Origin of the sequence: Shewanella sp. SM23 (genome assembly GCF_025654295.1) — a bacterium.
Taxonomy (GTDB): domain Bacteria; phylum Pseudomonadota; class Gammaproteobacteria; order Enterobacterales; family Shewanellaceae; genus Shewanella; species Shewanella oncorhynchi.
Map to the genome: position 1 here is coordinate 104451 of NZ_JAKKRM010000005.1, position 21592 is coordinate 126042.

Annotated in this window: 20 protein-coding genes; 11 read left to right on the plus strand and 9 right to left on the minus strand. The window is 46.0% G+C overall.

What is annotated here, in order from left to right; translation table 11 throughout:
* Positions 1–147: 147 nt before the first annotated feature.
* Both L5L98_RS08520 and L5L98_RS08525 read right to left on the minus strand, forming a co-directional pair.
* Positions 148–1725, minus strand: coding sequence for an ATP-binding cassette domain-containing protein (locus tag L5L98_RS08520; protein ID WP_263140044.1), 1578 nt, complete (start codon positions 1723–1725; stop codon positions 148–150).
* Entirely contained in the window at positions 1722–3323 is a 1602-nt protein-coding gene (locus tag L5L98_RS08525; protein WP_263140046.1) for an ATP-binding cassette domain-containing protein, read from the minus strand. The genes L5L98_RS08520 and L5L98_RS08525 overlap by 4 nt, the downstream gene beginning before the upstream one ends.
* Before the next feature lie 319 nt (positions 3324–3642).
* Between L5L98_RS08525 and L5L98_RS08530 the strand changes: the two genes are divergently transcribed.
* From L5L98_RS08530 to L5L98_RS08570, 9 genes are all read left to right on the plus strand, one after another.
* On the plus strand, positions 3643–5760 hold the full coding sequence (locus L5L98_RS08530; protein ID WP_263140047.1) for a TonB-dependent receptor: 2118 nt from the start codon (positions 3643–3645) through the stop codon (positions 5758–5760).
* A gap of 92 nt (positions 5761–5852) precedes the next feature.
* Positions 5853–6563: a TetR/AcrR family transcriptional regulator gene (locus tag L5L98_RS08535; RefSeq protein WP_219234616.1), complete on the plus strand. Its 711-nt coding sequence runs from the start codon at positions 5853–5855 to the stop codon at positions 6561–6563.
* Positions 6564–6635: 72 nt separating this feature from the next.
* Positions 6636–7577 carry an ABC transporter permease gene (locus L5L98_RS08540; RefSeq protein ID WP_113939273.1) on the plus strand — a complete coding sequence of 314 codons (942 nt, stop codon included), beginning with the start codon at positions 6636–6638 and terminating at the stop codon, positions 7575–7577.
* Positions 7574–8524 (plus strand): iron chelate uptake ABC transporter family permease subunit, encoded by a 951-nt coding sequence (locus L5L98_RS08545; protein WP_014611500.1) that lies wholly within the window; start codon positions 7574–7576, stop codon positions 8522–8524. Before L5L98_RS08540 ends, L5L98_RS08545 begins: the two co-directional genes overlap by 4 nt.
* Entirely contained in the window at positions 8521–9303 is a 783-nt protein-coding gene (locus L5L98_RS08550; RefSeq protein ID WP_263140055.1) for an ABC transporter ATP-binding protein, read from the plus strand. The genes L5L98_RS08545 and L5L98_RS08550 overlap by 4 nt, the downstream gene beginning before the upstream one ends.
* Entirely contained in the window at positions 9300–10301 is a 1002-nt protein-coding gene (locus tag L5L98_RS08555) for a siderophore ABC transporter substrate-binding protein (RefSeq protein WP_263140056.1), read from the plus strand. Before L5L98_RS08550 ends, L5L98_RS08555 begins: the two co-directional genes overlap by 4 nt.
* A gap of 154 nt (positions 10302–10455) precedes the next feature.
* Entirely contained in the window at positions 10456–10746 is a 291-nt protein-coding gene (locus L5L98_RS08560; protein ID WP_028761491.1) for a DUF2607 family protein, read from the plus strand.
* Between the two features lie 85 nt (positions 10747–10831).
* The gene (locus L5L98_RS08565) at positions 10832–13003 is read left to right on the plus strand and encodes a TonB-dependent siderophore receptor (RefSeq protein ID WP_263140058.1); all 2172 of its coding nucleotides are present in this window, start codon (positions 10832–10834) and stop codon (positions 13001–13003) included.
* The gene (locus L5L98_RS08570) at positions 12993–14249 is read left to right on the plus strand and encodes a DUF1624 domain-containing protein (RefSeq protein WP_263140060.1); all 1257 of its coding nucleotides are present in this window, start codon (positions 12993–12995) and stop codon (positions 14247–14249) included. Before L5L98_RS08565 ends, L5L98_RS08570 begins: the two co-directional genes overlap by 11 nt.
* 94 nt (positions 14250–14343) lie before the next feature.
* Here L5L98_RS08570 and dpsA read toward each other — a convergent pair whose 3' ends face one another.
* Positions 14344–14811 carry a DNA starvation/stationary phase protection protein DpsA gene (gene dpsA / locus L5L98_RS08575; protein WP_028761488.1) on the minus strand — a complete coding sequence of 156 codons (468 nt, stop codon included), beginning with the start codon at positions 14809–14811 and terminating at the stop codon, positions 14344–14346.
* Between the two features lie 243 nt (positions 14812–15054).
* Between dpsA and L5L98_RS08580 the strand changes: the two genes are divergently transcribed.
* Both L5L98_RS08580 and rimI read left to right on the plus strand, forming a co-directional pair.
* Entirely contained in the window at positions 15055–15420 is a 366-nt protein-coding gene (locus L5L98_RS08580; RefSeq protein ID WP_028761487.1) for a hypothetical protein, read from the plus strand.
* A gap of 47 nt (positions 15421–15467) precedes the next feature.
* Positions 15468–16055 carry a ribosomal protein S18-alanine N-acetyltransferase gene (rimI, locus tag L5L98_RS08585; protein WP_411569208.1) on the plus strand — a complete coding sequence of 196 codons (588 nt, stop codon included), beginning with the start codon at positions 15468–15470 and terminating at the stop codon, positions 16053–16055.
* A gap of 201 nt (positions 16056–16256) precedes the next feature.
* On the opposite strand, the gene lipA is transcribed toward rimI, so the two are convergent.
* The 6 genes from lipA to mltB all read right to left on the minus strand — a co-directional run bounded on the left by lipA (position 16257) and on the right by mltB (position 21576).
* Positions 16257–17222 carry a lipoyl synthase gene (gene lipA, locus L5L98_RS08590; protein WP_028761485.1) on the minus strand — a complete coding sequence of 322 codons (966 nt, stop codon included), beginning with the start codon at positions 17220–17222 and terminating at the stop codon, positions 16257–16259.
* Positions 17219–17872, minus strand: coding sequence for a lipoyl(octanoyl) transferase LipB (gene lipB, locus L5L98_RS08595; RefSeq protein ID WP_263140066.1), 654 nt, complete (start codon positions 17870–17872; stop codon positions 17219–17221). The genes lipA and lipB overlap by 4 nt, the downstream gene beginning before the upstream one ends.
* 93 nt (positions 17873–17965) lie before the next feature.
* Positions 17966–18232 carry a DUF493 family protein YbeD gene (ybeD, locus tag L5L98_RS08600; protein WP_006082758.1) on the minus strand — a complete coding sequence of 89 codons (267 nt, stop codon included), beginning with the start codon at positions 18230–18232 and terminating at the stop codon, positions 17966–17968.
* Positions 18233–18353: 121 nt separating this feature from the next.
* Entirely contained in the window at positions 18354–19529 is a 1176-nt protein-coding gene (locus tag L5L98_RS08605; protein ID WP_028761483.1) for a serine hydrolase, read from the minus strand.
* A gap of 141 nt (positions 19530–19670) precedes the next feature.
* Entirely contained in the window at positions 19671–20516 is an 846-nt protein-coding gene (locus L5L98_RS08610) for a septal ring lytic transglycosylase RlpA family protein (RefSeq protein WP_263140069.1), read from the minus strand.
* Positions 20500–21576, minus strand: a complete 1077-nt coding sequence (gene mltB / locus L5L98_RS08615; RefSeq protein WP_263140070.1) for a lytic murein transglycosylase B — start codon at positions 21574–21576, stop codon at positions 20500–20502. Before mltB ends, L5L98_RS08610 begins: the two co-directional genes overlap by 17 nt.
* Positions 21577–21592: the final 16 nt, after the last annotated feature.

Sequence of the window (21592 nt, forward strand, 5' to 3'; positions counted from 1 at the left end):
ACGAGCAATAACTGCAGCCGAAATGATTCATGTCATTTCGGCTGCAGTACATAACTCATTGATATGTTGGTCAGTAACGACAAATTAATCACTGTAATCTGTGTCAGATATCTGTAATTCAGTTTTTTAATGCGTAGAAAGCCGATCCTACTTTGAGGCAACTGATTGATGAAATTCTATTATTTTGTTTGGCTGCCAAAGTGATTGGTTTCGGTGCGAAACTAAAACCAATGTACAACTCTGTTCGCAAATAGCCTTGGCTACACGCTTTTCTGTCTCTTCATCCAATGCCGAGGTTGCCTCATCCATTATCAGAATCGGTGCATTTTTGATAAGCGCGCGTGCTAAGGCAAGCCTTTGGCGTTCCCCTCCCGATAACCCTGCGCCTTGCAAGCCGACTTCTTGGTAAATGCCCAGTTCTGATCTGTCTAATACTTCATCCAGCGCCACTTGGCGTGCCGCTTTATCTACGGCTTGATCGTCGGCATCAGGGTTACCAATACGAATGTTACTGGCAATGGTGCCTGTAAAGATGAGTGGATCCTGCGGCACATAGGCGAAAAAGCGGGCAAGTTCAGCAGCAGGGATTGAAGTGAGTGGCACTTTGCCCAAAGTGATCAGGCCTAGGGTGGGATCATCAAAGCGCATCAATAACTTAAGTAAGCTGGTTTTACCTGAACCGCTCGGGCCACAAATCAGCACGCGTTTACCTGGCTCGATAGTGGTATTGATATTTTGCACCGCAGGGGGAAATGTTACGTTATTCAATTCGATTGTATGATTGTTCGGTGTCTTTTGTTGCACTTGGCTTGGATCTTTGAGCATTGGCGCATGAGTCGCTTGTCGATAGTGTTTAATAGCCGCTAACTGATCATTAATGCTTATTGCCGCCACGGCGAGAGTTTCAAGTGGCGCCGCCGCGCGCATGGTCAACATCAAGACAGCGAGCAGCATTGTCGTATTGTTTATACCGGATAGCACCAGATAGAATGCCATGCCTGCAATAGGTAAAAAACTGGCGATAGCCGACAGTAATGTTGCTATGGCAGCGGCGCGATTAGTTCGTTCCAGTGCGATTTCTTGTGTTTGCCAGTTTTGCTCCAATCGTGTTGTTGCGCCGCTATATCCTGCTGCTGTGCGCAGTAACTCTAAGTGGTCGATCAGTTCAAGGGTTGACTGATCTGCTGCCAATTCAGTGTTGTTTCGGTCCATATCTGCGCGGGCAAGGGCTCGTTGCGCCATACTCTGAATCACAAATGACACGAGCAACAAGCTAGCCAACATCAATACCAGTGGCATGCCACCGATCAATCCTATGCCAAAGGTAATGCAGAGCGGAATAAGCGGTGCATGAATAAATACCTGAAATTGATGTGCCGGAATACTCATAAAGCCAGGAATACTCCGAGAGACAGTTTCTATGAGTAGTGTCCTGACACTCGGTGTAAACCAAGAGAGTTTAGCTTGTTGCATGGTCGTGCCTAAGGCACTGTAGAGCGCATTGGCCAGCCTTGCGCCAGCCCAAAAACCTGAACGCGAAGCCAGTATTGTGGTGAGTATGGTTATTGCAGCAATCGATAGCACTTTTTGCGGTGATTGCTGCTCAATAATGGCTAAAGCCAGTTGAATGTAGCATGCCGCTTCCAATATGGCCGTCACAGCCCAACCGCAGGCAACAGGTATTAAGTGCTTTATGGCTGCGTAATTTTGGGGACGATTTATCATTGGCCTTCTCCTTCCCTGTGATGATGCTTGAGTGTGAGCTTGTCATCCGCCAGCTCGGCAAGCGTTAAGTCATGGGTGACCATCACAATCGTTTTGTGGTTTGTTTTTGCGTGATGGCGTAGCGCTGTGAACACGTTAAATGCCGTTTCGCTGTCTAGGGCCGATGTGGGTTCATCAAGCAATATCACCCTAGCGGGTGAAAGAAATACACGAGCAAGATTAACGCGTTGTATTTCACCGCCAGAGAGCGCGCTTGCATGAGTAGTTAAGGGTTTATCCAATTGCGCGCAGTGTAATGCTGCTAAGTAATCGTCATCCGTGGCATAAGGTGCGGTGAGCGCGAGATTGTCGGCGATGGAGGTTGCCAGTAGTCCCGCACCTTGCGGTAATAGCATGATCGCGCGATTAATCGAGGCTTCATCCATCTCATTGAGTGCAATACCAGCAAGTCGAATATCTCCGGTATTTAGCGGCTCCATGCCAGCTAATAAACGCAGTAATGTGGATTTGCCAATACCACTGATCCCTGTAACTGCTGTGACTCTGCCAGATCTAAATTGATAGTTAATGGGCACAGATTGATTGCTTGTAGACAGTGAAGGCACAACATTCGTGAGGGTGAGCTGCATATTTGCATTAAGCTCAATATTGCCGTTACCAACAGGAACTCTCGACTGCTCAAGAAAATCCGTTAGCCGCTGAGCGGCAGCGCGGCCCGTGGCAAGATAATCAAGCCCATGCCCGAGCTTTAGGGCTGGCGTGACTATGGCCAGACTGAAGAACAAGGCTGCAGCAAGGTTTTCTGGCGGCCATTCATACCCGATGGCATAGACAATGGCAAAAGTACAGACAGCCTGCAGTAGTGATGTGGCCACAGCGACTGAAGTTGATACCTTGCTTACCCGCTCAAGAATATCCCCAATAAAATGTGTCGTTGCCTTTTGGTAATCGGCCATAGCACCCGTTTGTACGCCATAAATGCGAAATACAGGCGCACCACGGGCGTAGTCATCCACCGCGGCAGTGATATTTCCCATCACATTGACTCGTGCTTCCCCCTGTTTTGCTGCAAGCCTTGGGATCACCACCAAATAGAAAAGCGCTGCGACTAGGCCTGGTATAAGGGCAAGTAATGCCACTAAGCCAGCGCTTAAGATCAGCAAACCAATAGTGATGGCAGGGACAATGATAAAGGTCGCTAATTCTGAGGGTAAATGCGCGATCATATGATGCAATGATGCTATGTCATCGACCATTAATCGCTTTAACTTTTCGCCCTTATATTTTGCCAAGGTACTTGGTGGCAACCTAACAAGATGCGCTGCAACATGACGCCTTAATCTTCCAGAAAATTGCGCCTCAGCATTGTGGTTAACCCAAGATGCGCTACCAGAAAGCAGTGCCGACAATATCCCAAATATGAGCGCCCCCGCTAACCATAGCGAATGATGGCCAGCAATAAGTTGAATCATGCACCAGAGTGCACCTAGTGTCGTCATGCCAGCACCTGCCGCTAGCAGCATTCCGAAAGTGAGTGCGGGAATCGCCGGACGTAGGGCGAAGGCTAATGTTGAAGTGGGACTGAAAAGTCGCTGCATTTTAATGTTCACCTAAAAAATCGAAGTGGAACAGGCTGGGCTTCGGTCTGGAAAGTGTGATTAACACAAGGCCAATGAAGCGATGAAGTCTTGATATTGCAGAGTAAAAAATAGTCTGAGTGCCAGAGTTTATGGGCAAATGAACATCCACGAGCCAAATTCCTTGTTTCATAAAAATTGAACCGCCATGAAATGGCGACCATATTAAGCGGTCATTTTTATTTATCAACATGGTGTTGATAAATATTTTGAACGGCGATAATATAATTGATAACTATTCTCATTGGCAACAAATCTTTCGTATAAGGAGTTATTACACATGCCCCGATTTGGTAAGTTTTACCCACAATCAAAGTGGGTTATCGGTTCTCTTGCGCTGGGGCTTAGCGCTATTTCAGGCTCAACTATTGCTGACAGTGGAACTGCTCCAGATAAGCAATCCAAGCAAAAAGATGCAGCGGGAAATATTGAAGTTATCACAGTTTACGGTCAGAAAATCGAGCGCACGCTGAAAGAAACTGCGAGCTCAGTGACAGTGATCACCGAAGAACAGTTGAGGAAAAATGCCGACCAATCAACGATTTCTGAAATTCTCGGCGGTACGCCAAACTTAATTTATGCCGGAAATACCGATGCGCCCATTATCCGCGGTACGGATACTAAAGGGCCTGTTGCAGCGGGTAATGCCTACTTATCTAAGCCTGTGCCGGGTGCAACTATCAGTGTTGATGGTAAATATCTGAGCCCCGCAGAACTGGATTTAGGTGCCGCAGGCGTGTGGGATGTGTCGTCTATTGAAGTCTACCGTGGTCCGCAAACGACCAGTCAAGGAGCCAACAGTATTGCTGGCGCCGTAGTCATCCATACCCATAACCCCACTTATACGCCAGAATTTGCAGCGCAAGCACTTTATGGCAGTCGGAATAAGCAGCGTTTTTCGGTTATGGCATCTGGTGCGCTCAGTAATGACTTTGCCGCAAGAATTAGCGCAGATTACAGTGCTAGAGATACCTTTGTTGATTACGTTAACCCCGATTTTACTGCCCATGATTTGGATTTTGAGTTTAAAAACCAAAATCTACGGGCGAAGTTGCTATGGGAACCCGAAAAATACAGCAACTTTTCCGCCATGCTGACTTATTCCTCCACTGAGGCTAAACGTCCCAGAAATGAGGTGGTATCAGAACCCTATGATGACTTAGAAAATCGTTCAATTTTTCAGGATAATCAAGAAGTCAGCAATCATGTCGGGCTTTTTGATCTTGAATATGTGTTCGACAATGGGATGAAGTTACATAACCAACTGCAGTATTCAGAAGGGCAGTTTGATTATCACTTCGCAGCACCTTATCAAGGAATTGCAAAACGAGATAATGAAAACTTTTCGAATGATATAAGGCTGAACTTTGGTGACAAAAGTTCAGAGTTTAGTGGGGTTGCCGGTGTCTTCTACTGGGATGATAAAACCAACAACAAGCTGAACAACGTATTTGGTAATGCCGACGCCGACTTGAGACATACCAGTTTTGCCCCCTACGGTGAAGTCATATGGCGCTTCTCACCTAAGTGGGCATTCACCAGCGCACTCCGTTATCAGTCTGATGAAATTAGCCACGATGGTATTGCCAGCTACATCCCAGGTGTGCGCCATCAATATGAAGAAACGTTTACGGCGTTATTACCTAAGGTTGCCCTGTCCTATGATCTGACAGATAACGTCTTAGTCGGCGCTATGATCAGTGAAGGTAACATTCCTGGGGGCACAGGCATTAACTTCCGCGGCGGCGAATATTATACATTCGATGCCGAATCGGCATGGAACTATGAACTTTTTACCCGTATCGATCTGCTTGAACAACGCTTGATCATAAATAGCAATCTCTTTTACACCCGCTTTAAGGATTCACAACGTTCAGTTACTGATTACCTCGATGGGCGTCCCTTTGGTTCTGTCATTATTAATGCTGATGAAGCGCAGAGCTATGGGATTGAATTAGATTGGAACTTTAAAGTGGCCGATAGTTTTAGCCTATATGGTGGGCTGGGTTTACTTGAAACTGAGATAAGTGAATTTAATGACTACCGTGGCGAGGAGTTTGTCGGCAACGAGTTTAGTAAAGCGCCGGGATATATGTTCAATATAGGGTTTGACTATTCAATCACAGACGCCATTAAAGTGAGCGGTGATGTGCGCCATACGGATGGATACTTTTCAACGGATACCAATGAGCCAGAGTTAAGAGTGGGATCTTACACTACGGTAAACCTGAATTCTTCCTATCAAATCAACCAATATTTTGAAGCCTTTGTTTATGCACGCAATTTGCTGGATGAACGTGCACCCGTGGCAAAAATGGCTGACAGAAGTACCGGAGGCGTGGATGCATATTTACTTGAACCTCGAGAAATAGGTGTAGGCGTTAGGGCGAAGTTTTAGCGGCTAGATTCTACCCGCGGTATTGGCTATTGCCATGCAGCGGGTAGCAAGAGCGGTTAGAATGGCTTTTTTGCCTTGGAAACCTTATCGATATGACACAAGTACCGGATCAACCCACTCAAAAACGCCAGCGTGGCAGACCTAGCCGTATTTCCCGTGAGGCTATCGCCAGAGCTGCGTTGGAGATTGGGGTTGATCAAGCGACCATCCCTGCTATAGCCGCGCATTTAAAGGTCGATCATTCTTCCCTCTACCATCACGTAGCAGGTCGGAATGATGTTATCTCCATTGCTGCTGAGCTTGCAATTAATGAGCTGGACTGGCGAGCGCCAGCGGCCACAGATTGGCGGAGCGAATTGATCATATTGACCGATGCCATTTGGGCACTCTATGAGCGTCATCCTGGCCTCGCTGAGTCTATCCATCAGGCCAGTGTTACGCCGTCATCGGGTATACGTTCTTTTGCTGAATCGGTCGAAAAGCTGCAACGCAAAGGCTTCTCCCTCGATGAAGCAGTGCTGGCCGTTGATATCTTAGTTGACATGGTGGGGGAGTGCTTTTTGGGATGGTGGTCAACCACTAAACCAGAAGCCGATGGTCGGACACGTAAAGAGCGAATTATCGCAATTTGGGAAGATGAAGCCACCAAGCTCCCTGATAAAGCTGAGCAGATAAATGCGATGGTAGACATTATGAAGGTGGGCGCTCGCAAATGGTGGGAGCGAAAACGTGACTTAGTGTTAGCGGGTATTGCCGTTACCCATGCCCAAAAGGCAGGGGGATCTGATAAGGCTCAAACATAGCGCGTCGATATGAAAACCTCATAGCGGCTGCAGATTAGTACAAGATTTATTGCGTATAGGAAGTATCAGTTTGTGAAGGTGGTTTATGCACTGACGTGCTTTTTTGTGCTTTGTTTTGCCTCATTGCTGCTAGGTGCAAAGTATGCCTCTGTGACGCAGATGCTGACGTTATCGGATGATGTCTGGTTGGTGTTATCTGCGAGTCGCTTGCCGCGGCTCTTTGCCTTGATTTGCTCAGGTGTAGGGCTCGCTGTCTGTGGTGTGATATTGCAGCAGATTGTGCAAAACAAGTTTGTTGAACCTGCTACTTGTGGCGGGCTTGATGCCGCCAAACTAGGCATATTAATTTCAATCATTCATGCCCCGAGTATGGGGGGCACCGCCAGAATGTTGGGGGCTTTAGTTTTTTGCTTGCTTGCGAGCTTAGCCTTTATTCTGATTATTCGTGGTATTCGGTATAAGAGTCCGGTGCTCATTCCAATTATTGGGATTATGTTTGGCAGTGTACTCAGTGCGATAGCGGAACTTTATGCATATCAAAACAATATGATGCAGAGTATGCAGGGATGGATGTTGGGTGATTTTTCAAAAATCGTGCAAGGTAACTACGAAATCATCTATCTGATCCTTCCCGTAGTCATACTGACCTACCTTTATGCACAGCGCTTTACCATTGTAGGAATGGGCGAAGGCTTGGCTACCACACTCGGCCTGAGTTATTTCAACCTAGTTATCTTAGGGTTAGTGCTGGTTTCCCTGACCATAGCGACCACAGTTATCACAGTCGGGAGCATTCCATTTATTGGTTTGATTATTCCTAATCTTGTCGCTATGCGTTACGGCGATAATTTAAAACGCACCTTGCCTATTATCGCCTTTGCTGGCGCAACGCTACTGATTATCTGTGACTTGCTTGGTCGGCTTGTTTTGTATCCCTTTGAAATTCCTATAGGTCTAACGGCAAGCTGTTTAGGTGGACTCATATTTTTAGTTATCGTTTGGAAAATCAAATGAAAGACAGTGCATGGCGTTTTTTGAGCTGGGGGCTGCCTATTATGTTGGCAGTCACATTTTTATTGATGGGCTCAGGCTTTGATTTTGACTATGTCATACCGAATCGATTGGTGCGTTTGGGCACTATTTGCCTTGGTGGTGTCTGTATTGCGTTTTCTTCGATATTGTTTCAGACCTTAGCCGGAAATCGCATTTTAACACCATCTATCATGGGGTATGAAGGGGTTTACCTGATTTTGCAGGCACTGTTGATCCTTATCTTAGGGACGGGCAGCAGTATTCTGATCACCGCTAACAGCAATTTCTTTGTCTCAGTCGTGGTGATGCTGCTTTACTCAATGGCGATTCACCGTTGGCTATTTAGTGGAGATCGACATGATGTGTTCTTCCTACTGCTTGTGGGCTTAGTGCTCACTGTGGTGTTAGGCAGTTTTACTCAGTTAATCCAATATTCTATCAGTCCCGGTGAGTTTTCTATTTTCCAGAGCTATAGCCTAGCGTCGTTCAACCGCGCTCAACCAGAGCAATTGCTTATCTCTCTAGTACTTGTCAGTGCCGTGTGTATTGCCGCTTGGAGAGTGCGTGCAGTGCTTGATGTATTACTGATGGGGCGGGAGCAAGCTATCTCTCTTGGTATTGATTATCAAAAAGTGGTGCGCCTGCTATTGGGTCTTATCGCGGTATTGGTCGCAATATCAACCAGTTTAGTGGGGCCGACTGCTTTTATGGGGATATTTGTCGCGAACATGGCCTATGCACTGGCAAGGCATCCGTCGCACTCATTTACTTTGATAACAGGATGCGCCGTTGCTATCTCGGTTTTTCTGATCGCGCAAATGCTCGTTGAGCATCTGTTTAATTATCAAACCAGTGTTGGGCTGTTAATTAATCTATTTTGTGGCGCCTATTTCTTTGTCTTAATTCTTAAACCTCGGAGCGCAGTGTGATAACCGTCAATAACTTATATCAGTCTTATGGCGCGAAACCGGTGCTAAAAAATGTCATAGCACAATTTCCCGAACATCAGATTACTTCTCTCATCGGCCCCAACGGTGCTGGCAAAAGTACCTTACTGATGTCGATTGGTCGGCTACTGAATATCCAGCAGGGCGAGGTATTACTCAAAGGTACTGCTATCCACAATATTCCTTTGAAGGATTATGCCAAGCAAGTGGCAACCATGCGTCAGTTTAACAGCCTCAATTTACGCCTGACGGTCAGGGAGTTAGTGGCATTTGGTCGTTTTCCCTATAGCCAAGGGGCACTCACAAAGGAAGATCATCGCGCCATTGATGAAGCGCTGTCGTTTTTAGCTTTACAGTCATTAGCTAATGTATTTATTGATGAACTTAGCGGCGGACAACGCCAAATGGCCTTTCTGGCAATGGCAATTGCACAGCAAACGGACTATTTATTGTTAGATGAACCGCTCAACAATCTGGATATGAAACATGCCGTTAGCATCATGCGGGCGCTTCGCCATCTGTGTGACGATTACAAACGAACGGTCGTGTTAGTGGTTCACGATATCAATTTTGCGGCTAACTACTCCGACTATATTGTCGGTATGAAGCAAGGCGTTGTGCACTGCGCTGGACCCGTTGAAGAGGTCGTCACAGCACAAAGGTTAAAAGCACTGTACGAACTGGATCTTGAGGTGCTGAAAACGAACCAAGGAACAGTATGTAACTATTTCAACTTCAACTTACAAGGAGAATACAAGTGACGTCGAAATGTAGAAGTGGGACTAAAGTGATAGCGATTCTGTTATTTAGCTCGGCTTTTTTGCTGGCCTGCGACAATAAAACCGAATCAGTACAACTTGCATCATCGGATACTCGCGCTTCAACGGCTGAGTTGGATTTTGCCCCGATAGAGGTAGAGCATAAGCTGGGCACTACAGTTATTACAAAACGGCCAGTGCGTGTTGCGGCCCTAGATATGAATGAAGTCGACTATCTCGAACAGTTGGGTATTCCCATTGTCGGTATGCCAAAGGATTTTGTTCCTTACTACCTGAAAGACTACAGCAACAATAGTGATATCGTTGATTTAGGTGCTATCGTTCAACCCAATATGGAACGTATTTATGCACTTAAACCCGATTTGGTGCTGATGTCATCCGTTCAAGCTAGTCATTATCAAGCGCTTTCCAATTTGGCACCAACCATTCATTTGGATATTGATTACCAAGACAGCAACAGCGATTACTTTGATATAGTCACAAAACACTTATTGATGCTGGGTAAATTATTCGATAAGCAAACCTTGGCAAAACATAAAGTGGATGAACTGGAAACTAAGATCCAAGCCGCCAGAATGGTCATTAAGGACAGGCCAGAAAAAGCATTGGTGGTGCTACATAATAATGGCGCTTTTCGATTTTTAGGTATTCGTTCACGCTATGGGTTCATTTACAGTGCGCTAGGGGTTAAACCCGCTAGCTTATCAGAGCAGATGGGATTGCACGGTCAACCTGTATCAAGCGAGTTTATTCTTGAAAACAATCCCGACATCATTTACGTGGTTGACAGAACCGCAGTGATGGAGCGAAGCCCAGTATTGGATAAACAGTCCATAGATAACCCTCTCTTGCGTGAGACCAATGCTTGGAAGACGGGGAATGTTATTTTTGTGGATCCAGAGGCTTGGTATATCACAGGTGCGGGCATAACATCCCTTAATATCATGATTGATGATGTGTTAAAGGGTTATGTAAAGTAGCTGGCTGCAAATAGTCTATGGACGGCATAGCTAATGACTCATGGGATAAGTTACCTCTTGTAACATTTAAGCCCTACGGCTTAGGTAAATCGGTTTGCAACTTTAGTAGTGCTTAACATACAATCGCCTGCCAAATTATCTGAGGAAGTAGGGTTTGAATAGTGTGATACAAACAAGACGCACCCTAGCGATATGGCTTGCTGCCATATTGGTGCTATTGTCTGTTGCCATTGCTGTTCACAGTGTTTCCCATGCTAGTGAAGACTCTAAGGCCAATTGTTCGCTGTGCTTACATCAGCACCAGTTGCAACATGCGCTAACCAGTACCCCCTTTCATTTTCAACTCGCTCAGCAGGGTTATATCTCGGTTGAGTTTCAGGCCGTTTCCTTTAAGCGACCTTTTAGTCGTTTCTTCAATAGTCGTGCTCCGCCCATAACAGCATAAGTTACTGTTTATTCAATTTATCTTAATTAACTTTGAGCGCCTTGGCTTAGCTAAGGCGCCGATGCTGTTTGTTTCCGGAGTGAAAATGACTTCTTTTTATGTCCCTAAGCGCACTGCGCTGTTGCTGGGCGCCTTGTTTGTGCTCAATCCTATTTCAATGTTGTTGGCCGCAGAAAGCAGTCAATCGAGTTCACAAGCTATTGATACTGTGAGTGACGCAGTGCTTGACACTGACATTGAACGTTTAAGTATCCACTATCGCCAAGCCTATCGTGGCAATGTGTCCTCAACTGAACTTCCCCAAGCGATCAGTGTGTTAGACGAGCAATTGATAAAAGATGCGGGGCTGACGCGGTTTCAAGATGTACTGGACTATTCCGCGAGTGTGGCGCGGCAAAACAATGGCGGCGGTTTATGGGATAGTTTTTCCCTACGCGGCTTTCCGGGCAACGAAAACATGCCATCGGGGTATTTAATCAATGGCTTTAATGGTGGCCGAGGTTTTAGTGGTCATAGAGATTTATCAAACGTTGCCTATGTCGAGATTTTAAAAGGCCCAGGTTCGGCACTTTATGGCCGCTCGGAGCCCGGTGGTACGGTCAATATAGTGACGAAGAAACCTCAGTATGAAACCAGTGGCTACTTAAAGGCGTCGGCAGGAAGTTTCGATCAATATCGGTTAGAAGGTGATGTGACCTCAGGTTTAACCGATAACTTGGCATTTCGGATTAATGGCGCTTGGCAGGAACACGATAGTTTTCGTGATTATGTGTTTAGCGATAAAAAAATCGTTACGCCGTCTGTGCGTTGGCAGATTTCCGAAAAAGCTTCCTTGCTGTATGAAATGGAATACCTCAAGCAGGAACAGCTATTCGATCGCGGCATTATTGTGCTCAATAACGATATTAATACCGTACCCCGCTCGCGTTATTTAGGTGAGCCTAATGATGGCGCAACTAAGGTGAATGCCACAGGACATCAGCTGACCTATGACTATGAATTAAATGATGATTGGTCATTAACTGCTGGCTATAACTACCGAGACTCTAGCTTGAAGGGGTATTCGTCTGATGCCGAGTTAGCAAAGGGGCGGCAATCGCTATTTGATGATGGTCGCACGCTGACTAGGCAGCACAGATATCGTGACTACGCCTCTGAGGATAATTCGCTGCGTCTAGAGTTAAGTGGTCATGTGGATACGGGTTTTATTCGTCATAATTTGCTGCTTGGTGCCGATGCCTATCACTACAATTTGAAGACGGGACTGTATCGTTATCGGGGCAAAAAAGGTGAATACGCCATCGATATCTATACCCCTCAATACGGTGGGCCTCAGCCAGAGGTGAGTTTGTTGTATGAGAATAACGAGACTCAAAAGGCGTGGGGGACCTATCTGCAAGATCAAATGGATTTAACAGAAAAGTGGAAGTTGCACCTTGGGCTAAGGTTCGATAGTTATCAGCAAGATATCAGTGAAGTCGCGAAAGATACTCTGTCAGAGCAAACCGATAGTCGAGTCAGCCCCAAGGTGGGTCTGGTGTATTTATGGTCCGATGCCTTAAGTTTCTATAGCTCTTATTCTGAAGGCTTTTTACCGCTTTCTGGAACTGACTTTGCGGGTAAGCCCTTCGAAGCGGAAGAGAGTCAGTCGGTTGAACTGGGGATGAAGTTTAATGGTACTTGGTTAAACGATCTTCCTATAAACGGTAGTTTAGCCGTGTTCGATGCTCAAAAGAGCAATATCTTGACCTCAGATCCTATCAATGTTGGTTTTTCTGCCACCTTAGGTAAAGCTAAAAGTAGCGGGGTTGAACTCGATTTAGCCGCCGAACTGACGGAGGATTTACAAGCAAAATTATCCTATGCCTATCTTAATACCCGTACCGCCAATGACAGTTTGAATCCTGATTGGGGCGTGCTCATTCCTGCAGGCAGTCCACTGGTGAATGTGCCCAAGCATACCGCGAGTGTGATTCTGAAACAGGATTTGAATCGGCTTTCTATTGATGGTCATCTAGGGCTTAGCTGGCGTTATGTGGATTCGCGCCTCGGCGATTCTGCCGATCCTAGTTTTCAATTGCCTTCTTATCAGTTACTTGGGTTGTTTATGAGCACCCACTTAAGCGACAACTTAAGCCTTGGAGTGAATCTGGATAACTTACTGGGTGAACATTACATCGCGAGTAGCTATTCCGCTCTTTGGGCCGTGCCGGGTGAGCCACGTAGCATTAAAGTGAGTGTCAGCTATGAATTCTAATATCAGTGCTAACCCAGCGTTATCTTCAGGTTTTGCTGAGCAAGAACTGGGTCGTTCTATTGGCCGCACCCGGATTAATAGTATCGATATGATGCGCGGCGCCGTGATGCTTATCATGTTACTCGACCATGTGCGGGAGCGGTTTTTCTTTCACATGCAGGTGAGCGATCCTATGGATTTGAGTTCGACCTCTTGGGGGCTTTTTGTGAGTCGCTTTGCCGCCCATTTTTGTGCGCCGGTCTTTGTGTTCTTAACCGGGGTTTCTGCATGGCTTTATGCCAATCGTAGCCATGGCGAGCCACGTTCAGCACGTATGTTTTTGATTAAACGCGGGCTGTTTTTAATCGCGCTGGAAATTTTTGTGATTAACTTCTCTAACCTCTCTTGGATGGTCAGCTATTACACCCTTTGGTTACAGGTGATTTGGGTGATTGGTCTGAGTATGTTAGCGCTCGCTGCGCTGATAAACCTGCCTAGACCTTGGATGGCCCTTTTAGGATTTGCGATTGTTTTTGGCCATAATCTGTTGACACCAATTGGTTTTCAGCCCAGTGAGTGGGCTTACGGTCTGTGGACCATATTGCACGACCGCGGTTATCTCGTCAGCGAAGGTGCGCTTAGGGTTAAGGTGAGTTATCCCGTGCTGCCTTGGATTGGGGTGATTTTACTGGGTTATGCTGTAGGGCCACTTTTTAGTAATAAGCCGAACGGAAGCCATCTTAATGCATCGGCTCGCCAGCAAAAGCTGTTGTTTTTAGGGATCAGCTGTTGGGTACTTTTTGCGGTGCTACGTGGGTTTAACCTTTATGGCGAAACCTTGCCTTGGCAGTCGGGGGCACATTTGGGTGAAACCTTGATGTCGGTATTTAATTTAACGAAATACCCGCCATCATTAAGCTTTTTACTGGTGACCTTAGGCGGCATGTTCTTTTGCTTAGTGGCCTTTGAGCGGTATTTTGCATCAAGTGGGAAAGTGGGTGGGAGATTAGCGCGAGTGGGCCATGGGTTGTCTGTGTTTGGCTCAGTCCCTATGTTCTTCTATATCTTACATTTGTACGTGCTGTTACTGCTTTATACTTTAGCGAAATTCATCTTTGGCGCAAACCATGGTGAGTACTTTGGCGTGAGCAATATAGGATGGGTTTGGTTCATTGCGGGCGTGTTAGCCATCGCGTTGTATTATCCCGTTAAGCGATTTAGCGAGTATAAAAAACACAGCACTCAGGCTTGGATTAAGTACCTCTAATCTATTTTGCGTGATCAAGCTTTAAAGGCAAAAAGTCGCCAAGTGTTTACTTGGCGACTTTTTGTTTTGGTTAGAGCAATCATCTATTTAGCGATTATTCTGCGAGTAAGCTGCGTAGCATCCAGGCATTTTTCTCATGCAGTTGGATGCGCTGGGTGAGCAAGTCCGCAGTCGCTTCATCATTCGCTTGATTCACCAGCGGATACAAGGCTCTGGCATTGCGGATCACCAGTTCCTGATCGCTTAATAGTTCGCGGATCATGGTTTCGGCTTGAGTGACACCTTGATCTTCTTTTATCTCGGTCAGCGCGGCATAGGCTGAATATGAGCCGAGTGCTCTGGCACCTAATGCACGTACACGCTCTGCGATAAGGTCGACCGCAAGGGCAAGTTCGGTATACTGCTGTTCAAATAGCAAGTGTAAGCTAGTGAACATTGGGCCAGTAACGTTCCAGTGAAAGCTATGGGTCTTAAGGTAAAGACTGTAGCTGTCGGCCAATAGTTGGTTTAGCCCTGCGGCGATTTCTTCTCTGTGAGCTTGATTGATACCTATGTTAATCATGGCGTTTTCCTTCTATTGTCTTACTGAGTGTGTTTAGTCTAATCTTCTGATATTAAATGTAAAATGAGTAAATTAGATTCTGTAAATCTATAAATTCGATTGAACTTTCGAGTGTTAAATCTCGTAATCGATAAAGCCTGATATCATCTCCTTTCGCCGTGCTGCAGTAACAATGCCATGGCAGAACTGCTATCCTAGCGGCATATTGTGAGTCGATACTTTAATTGAATAAAACTGACCCTAATGAATAAATCAGCCTATTTAACCGCCATGAATGTGACAACTTGGCGAGTGCGCGACACTAAGGTGAAACCTTATTTAGTGATTTGGGATGAAAATGGTGAGTTACCAGAAGCAGAGCCGCTTATTGACGCTGTGCTAACGCTTATCGACATAAAACGGGACGAATGTGATTTTGACTGTGAGCCCCATACGGGTAAACAGATCGTTTGGGATCTGCGGCGTCACAAAGTCAGGCCACGTACCGCATGGTTAGTGTCTGAGCCGTTGGCTGATTTATTGGTGGGTTGGCAGGCTAAAAGCGCGCTCTGGCAGCAGATTTACCAATGGCGCGACCAAGTTAGCGGCCAAGCTCCAAGCAAGTCTTAAGCTTTACTCGTAAATACATTAATAACCAATACTTTGGAATACCGGCGTTGAACATCCCACCAGTAGATAGTCTATTCACAACACCATTCGCAGCACAATTGACAGCAGGTTTGCCTGTTGAGCTTGTGGCTCTCACGCTTGAAGATGTTCCCCAAATGGCGCAGCTTGAATCCTTGGCCCATAGCCATCCCATGAGCGAGGGGAATCTTGCCGATTGTTTTGGTCACTTGTACCGTGTCCTAGGTTTAAAGCTGAGTGCTCACTTAGAGGTAGATGCAAATACTGAGGCAAATATTGACGTCGCTTCGGATTCAGATACTTATCACATCGAAGGACTCTTAGGGTTTGCGATAGTGCAGCAAATTATCGATGAAGTGACTTTATTGGATATTTGCCTATTACCGAGTCAGCAGGGCAAAGGTTACGGTAAGTTATTACTCAAGGCTGTGATGGCATCGGCCAAAGTATCGGGCGCTGTGGTGCTTATGTTAGAAGTGCGAGAGTCTAATCTTGCCGCCCGTGCTTTATATCAACAGGCTGGCTTTATTGAATCGGGACGACGTAAAGGTTACTACCCGATAGAGGGCGGTAAAGAAGATGCTATCTTGATGGATTTAGCGATAACCCAAGAATAAGCTGAGCATTCATGTCGTAAAACGACAGCTATACGAATCACTCTTCATAAACAACAGTCATAAACAACTGTCATAAAAACAGGCAATAAAAAACAGCGCCTAAGCGCTGTTTTTCTATTTTAATAACCCTGAACTCTATATCACTAAAACTCAGCATCATCTGAAGTTTGCATCAAGGTTATCTGCATCTAAGCAAGAAGGTTATTTCACTTCTTTACCTTGGGCTTGCAGGTCCGCATGGTAGCTTGAGCGCACTAATGGGCCACAGGCTGCATGGGTAAAACCTAACTCATCGGCTAAGGCTTTAAGCTCATCAAACTCGGCTGGTGGCACATAACGTTCAACCGGCAAATGGAACTTAGATGGCTGTAGGTATTGGCCTAAGGTCAGCATTTCAACCTTATGTTCTCGCAGATCACGCAGCACTTGAGCGATCTCTTCGTTGGTTTCACCCAGTCCCATCATCAGGCCTGATTTAGTGGGCACATTTGGATGACGTTCTTTAAAGCGTTTTAGCAGATCGAGCGACCATTGGTAATTCGCACCTGGGCGCGCTTTACGATAATGCATGGGCGCCGTTTCTAAGTTGTGGTTAAACACATCAGGCGGCTCAGTCGATAAAATATCTAAGGCAGCATCGATACGACCACGGAAATCAGGCACTAAGGTTTCGATCTTGATGTCAGGATTTAGTTTGCGAATTTCGCGGATACAATCGGCAAAATGCTGGGCGCCACCATCACGTAAATCGTCACGATCTACAGAGGTAATCACCACATATTTTAGCTTCATATCGCGGATAGTTTGCGCCAATTTAACTGGCTCTTCAGCATCAGGCTTAAGCGGACGACCATGGGCCACGTCGCAGAATGGGCAACGACGAGTACAAATCGCACCCAAAATCATAAAGGTTGCTGTACCGTGGTTGAAGCATTCCGCGAGGTTAGGGCAAGAGGCTTCTTCACAGACCGAGTGCAGGCCATTTTTACGCAGCGCTTGCTTGATGTCTAAAATGCGTTGATTCGATGCCGGCAGTTTAACCCGTAACCAATCGGGTTTACGCAACATAGTGTCGCGCTCTGATGGGACGATTTTGACCGGAATACGAGACACTTTATCGGCATCTCTTAGTTTTACTCCGGGTTGTAAACGTTCAGGCCTATTCATGACGCTGCTAATCCTTGATGATGAACTAGGTGTTGATAGCCCAGTAATTGGCTAAAAGTAATAGTAAGTTGCTCGCCCGCTTCAATCACGGTTTGTGGTCCGCCAAGTGCTTTGCATTGTACCATTTCAAGACCGGCATAACCGCAAGGGTTGATGCGGCGAAATGGTGCTAAATCCATATCGACATTAAGGGCTAATCCATGGAATGAACAGCCTTTACGGATGCGTAATCCGAGGGAGGCAATTTTACGTTCATCCACATATACGCCCGGCGCATCGGCCTTGGCATAAGCGTTAATGTCGTACTTGGCGAGCATATCGACAATGCTTTGCTCTATATGAGTAACGAGTTGACGCACGCCGACTTTACTACGTTTTATGTCGAGAAGAGGATATACCACTAGTTGTCCAGGGCCGTGGTAAGTGACTTGGCCACCACGGTCCACTTGGATCACAGGAATATCGCCAGCATTCAAAATATGCTCGCTTTTACCAGCTTGGCCTTGGGTAAACACGGGTGGGTGTTCTACTATCCACAGCTCATCTGGGCTCTCATTATTACGCGTGTCAGTGTAGTGCTGCATAGCATGCCACACTGATTCGTAATCTTGTTTTCCAAGATGCCGAATGTGCAAAGTCGTGTCTTGCAAGGGCAACCTCTCCCCTTAGAATTGAGTGGCGCTATTATACGCCTCTTGACCATAAATGTAAGACAGATCACATTTCATGGCCTTGAGGAATATTTATAGTACGCGGCGTACGCCTTCGATAGCGGCAAGTTCAGTGTACAAAATTTCGATATGGTCTTTGCTGGTCACTGTCACGCGGATAGTAATGGAGTGGTAGCTACCTTTGCTCGACGTTTTTGTCGAAGGTGAATAATCACCCGGTGCATGTTTTTGTACCACAGCCACGACTTTGTCAGTTAGCGTTTCGTGGGCTTCACCGACGACCTTAAAAGGAAATGCGCAAGGGAAATCCATCAGTTCATCAAATTTAGTGTCTAACATACTCAGTACTCTTAGCGGCCATATTGGGATATATATGGTGGCGATTATACCCGATTCAAGGGCGATGCACTCCCCAAAAAAATAAAGCCACCCTAAGGTGGCTTTATTTATGGGACTTAGCTTAGCTAAACCATCCAGAAAACATCTGCTTAAAGTAATCGACTAATTTACTAAACCAGCTACCTTCGTTGACTTCTTGCAACGTCACCAGTGGGAATTGGGCAATGTCTTTACCATCAAGTTGGAAGAATAGACGGCCTACAGTTTCACCTTTTTTCAACGGTGCATCTAATGGTTTAGTCAACTCGAAGTTTGCTTTCAAGTCTTTACCGCGGCCACGGCTGATTGTAATAGGTGTATCAGTTGCGACGCCTAAATCAACAGTGCTCTTGTCACCGTACCATATTTGTTGGGTTGTGAAGCTATCACCCGCTTTGTAAGGCGTGACAGTTTCAAAGAAACGGAAGCCATAGGTCAGTAACTTTTTACTTTCAGCTTTACGGGCTGATTCACTTTGAGTACCCAGAACCACAGAAATCAAACGCATGCCGTCTTTGGTTGCAGATGCGACTAAGTTGTAACCTGCACCAGAGGTGTGGCCTGTCTTGATACCGTCTACGCTCATGCTGTTATCCCACAACAAACCATTACGGTTATATTGTTTGATACCGTTGAAGGTATAAAATTTTTCGCTATAGATGCGGTATTCTTCAGGAACGTCGCGGATTAAGGCTGCACCTAACAATGCCATATCATAGGCGGTTGTTTTGTGGTTTTCTGAGTCTAATCCATGGGAGTTTTCGAAGTAGCTATCACGCATACCCAGCTGTTTTGTCCATGAGTTCATCATGTCAACGAAGGCGCCTTCGGTGCCAGCGATATGCTCTGCCATAGCCACACACGCATCGTTACCCGATTGGATGATGATACCGCGGTTTAAATCCCCGACTTTAACGGTAGTACCGACTTCAATGAACATCTTCGAGGAGTCAGAGAAGTTTTTAGACCAGGCATTTTTACTGATAGTCACATCATCATCGACCGAGACATTGCCCGCTTTGATTTCTTGACCTATAACATAGCTGGTCATCATTTTAGTTAGGCTGGCTGGGTTAAGGCTTTCATAAGCGTTACTCTCAGCGATAATCTGGCCCGAATTATAATCCATCAAGACGAAAGCCTTGGCGGCCACTGCTGGTGCATCAGGTGTAATAATAGGCTGCGCAGCATAAACGGGGAGAGACACACTGGAAATTAGCAGCAATGTTTTAATGGGACTTTTTACAAAATTCATCATTAACTTGGCACGTCTTTTGGTTGTATTAAATGGAAAGGATTCGAGAAGATCTCCAACAGTGTACCACTTTCTGACTGTGGGTTTTAGTGAAGGTTCCTTCATCTCTATTTTTAAATCAATTCTGGTCCGAGCAAACAGTCATTACTCATGGACGATATAGCCCTCAGGAAAGCCATTTTGCTGGACGTTATTGAGCATTTTGTCTGCTAATTCAGGTTGGCCTATGGGGCCGAGCTGTAGTCTAAACATATTGTTTGCGGCTTGTACACGGGTCTTTACCTGATATTTTCGCTCCAGATTTTTCGCCATGGTATTGAGTTTGGCTTTATCTTTCGATGCGACTAACTGAATGTAATGATTACCTGTATCTTGCGCGCTGGCAATAGCCGAATTAGTGGCCGCGACACTGCCGACATACACCACATCGAGTTTGATCCGCGCGGTTCCTTTGCCGAGCATGCCGAGTTTATAGGCGGCGGCGTAGGAGACGTCGAGAATACGGTCTGAGTGGAATGGCCCGCGATCGTTGATACGAATGATCACTTGCTTATTGTTATCTAAGTTAGTGATCCGAGCATAACTTGGCAGTGGCAGCGTTTTATGAGCACCTGACATGGAATACATGTCATAGGGTTCGCCATTGGATGTCTCATAGCCATGAAATTTTTCACCGTACCATGAGGCACGGCCCGTTTCACTAAAACCTTGGCCTGTGTTCATCACAGTGTAAGACTCGCCGTAAACCGTATAGGGCTTGTTACCGCGGCGACTATAGGGCTCGTACTTAGGCGTGGCATTTGGCACATGGTCCACATTGGGTGGATTGAGTGGCAACTTGTCATTCTTTAGCGAATAGCGCCCCTTGTTGGGGTCCATATTTTTTTTGTTTGTGCTGGAGCTAGCTTGGTTTGGGCTCGAAGAACACGCAACAAGTGTGAAGCACGCAACCAAAGCTACAAGCTGTAAAAGATTATTTCTTAGCGGCATGCTGTTCCTTTAATTGTTGGCTAAATTGATAAACGGCCATTGAATACAAAGGACTGCGATTATAGCGAGTGATTACATAAAAATTGTTTAAGCCAAGCCAATAATCATCGTGATCGGCTTGTTCCAGTTTAATAAGTAAGGCTTTTTGCGAGACATCCAAGTCCCTCGCATCAGCCAAGGACAAGGTTGGCGTTAGAATATTGGCGACTTTATAATTGAGCTTTTCGCCTGCCCATACTTTCGCTTTTGGCGCTGTTTGGCTGCTATTGACCAGCGGCAAAGCAACGGGTGCATTGGCTTGCCAACCGTGTTCATGGAAATAATTGGCGACACTGCCAATCGCATCCTCTGGGCTTTGCAATAAATCGCGGTTACCACTGTTATCGAAATCGACGGCGTAATGGCGGTAACTTGAGGGAATAAACTGTCCATAACCCATGGCACCCGCATAGGAGCCTTTGAGGGTATTGATATCTAAGTGTTCTTCTTTGACTAATTTCATCAACTCACCAAATTCCTTGCGGAAAAAGGTGGCGCGAGGCGGATAGTGAAAACCTAAGGTATAGAGGGAATCAATTACAGGGTAATTACCTGTGAACTGGCCGTAGAAGGTTTCAATCCCAATAATGGCGACAATAATCTGTGGGTCGACTTGGTACTTAGCCGCGGCTTTAGCAATGGTTTTCTCGTGTTTTTTCCAAAAAGCGAGCCCAGCATCAAGACGTTTTTCTGTTAAAAAAATCGGGTAATACACATGCCAAGGTTTTGCTTCCCATGGACGGGTCATCGCATCGATAACCCCTTGGTTGTATTTTGCTTTGTCGAGAAAAGCGAGCACTTCTGTCCGAGTAAAACCTTGTTTTACTTGAGCTTGGATAAACTCTTCTTTGAGTTCAGCGGGAGTGGCGGGTACTAATACTTTATCCACTGCGGGAGCCACTGGCGTGCTTGAAGCGGGTGCCTGCGCGGGTGTCGGTTCATTTGTCGTGGTGCATGCGACTAAGCATGAACTTAAGCACAGTAAACCGAGTGGAGCCAAATAAGCTCGGAGAGTAGGCATAAAAAAGTCCCTAAAA

Excerpts from the sequence above, each read along its gene's own strand:
- L5L98_RS08520 (WP_263140044.1), bottom strand. The coding sequence starts at position 1,725 with ATGATAAATCGTCCCCAAAATTACGCAGCCATAAAGCACTTAATACCT.
- L5L98_RS08525 (WP_263140046.1), bottom strand. The coding sequence starts at position 3,323 with ATGCAGCGACTTTTCAGTCCCACTTCAACATTAGCCTTCGCCCTACGT.
- L5L98_RS08530 (WP_263140047.1), top strand. The coding sequence starts at position 3,643 with ATGCCCCGATTTGGTAAGTTTTACCCACAATCAAAGTGGGTTATCGGT.
- L5L98_RS08535 (WP_219234616.1), top strand. The coding sequence starts at position 5,853 with ATGACACAAGTACCGGATCAACCCACTCAAAAACGCCAGCGTGGCAGA.
- L5L98_RS08545 (WP_014611500.1), top strand. The coding sequence starts at position 7,574 with ATGAAAGACAGTGCATGGCGTTTTTTGAGCTGGGGGCTGCCTATTATG.
- L5L98_RS08565 (WP_263140058.1), top strand. The coding sequence starts at position 10,832 with ATGACTTCTTTTTATGTCCCTAAGCGCACTGCGCTGTTGCTGGGCGCC.
- L5L98_RS08570 (WP_263140060.1), top strand. The coding sequence starts at position 12,993 with ATGAATTCTAATATCAGTGCTAACCCAGCGTTATCTTCAGGTTTTGCT.
- dpsA (WP_028761488.1), bottom strand. The coding sequence starts at position 14,811 with ATGATTAACATAGGTATCAATCAAGCTCACAGAGAAGAAATCGCCGCA.
- L5L98_RS08580 (WP_028761487.1), top strand. The coding sequence starts at position 15,055 with ATGAATAAATCAGCCTATTTAACCGCCATGAATGTGACAACTTGGCGA.
- lipA (WP_028761485.1), bottom strand. The coding sequence starts at position 17,222 with ATGAATAGGCCTGAACGTTTACAACCCGGAGTAAAACTAAGAGATGCC.
- ybeD (WP_006082758.1), bottom strand. The coding sequence starts at position 18,232 with ATGTTAGACACTAAATTTGATGAACTGATGGATTTCCCTTGCGCATTT.
- L5L98_RS08605 (WP_028761483.1), bottom strand. The coding sequence starts at position 19,529 with ATGATGAATTTTGTAAAAAGTCCCATTAAAACATTGCTGCTAATTTCC.
- L5L98_RS08610 (WP_263140069.1), bottom strand. The coding sequence starts at position 20,516 with ATGCCGCTAAGAAATAATCTTTTACAGCTTGTAGCTTTGGTTGCGTGC.
- mltB (WP_263140070.1), bottom strand. The coding sequence starts at position 21,576 with ATGCCTACTCTCCGAGCTTATTTGGCTCCACTCGGTTTACTGTGCTTA.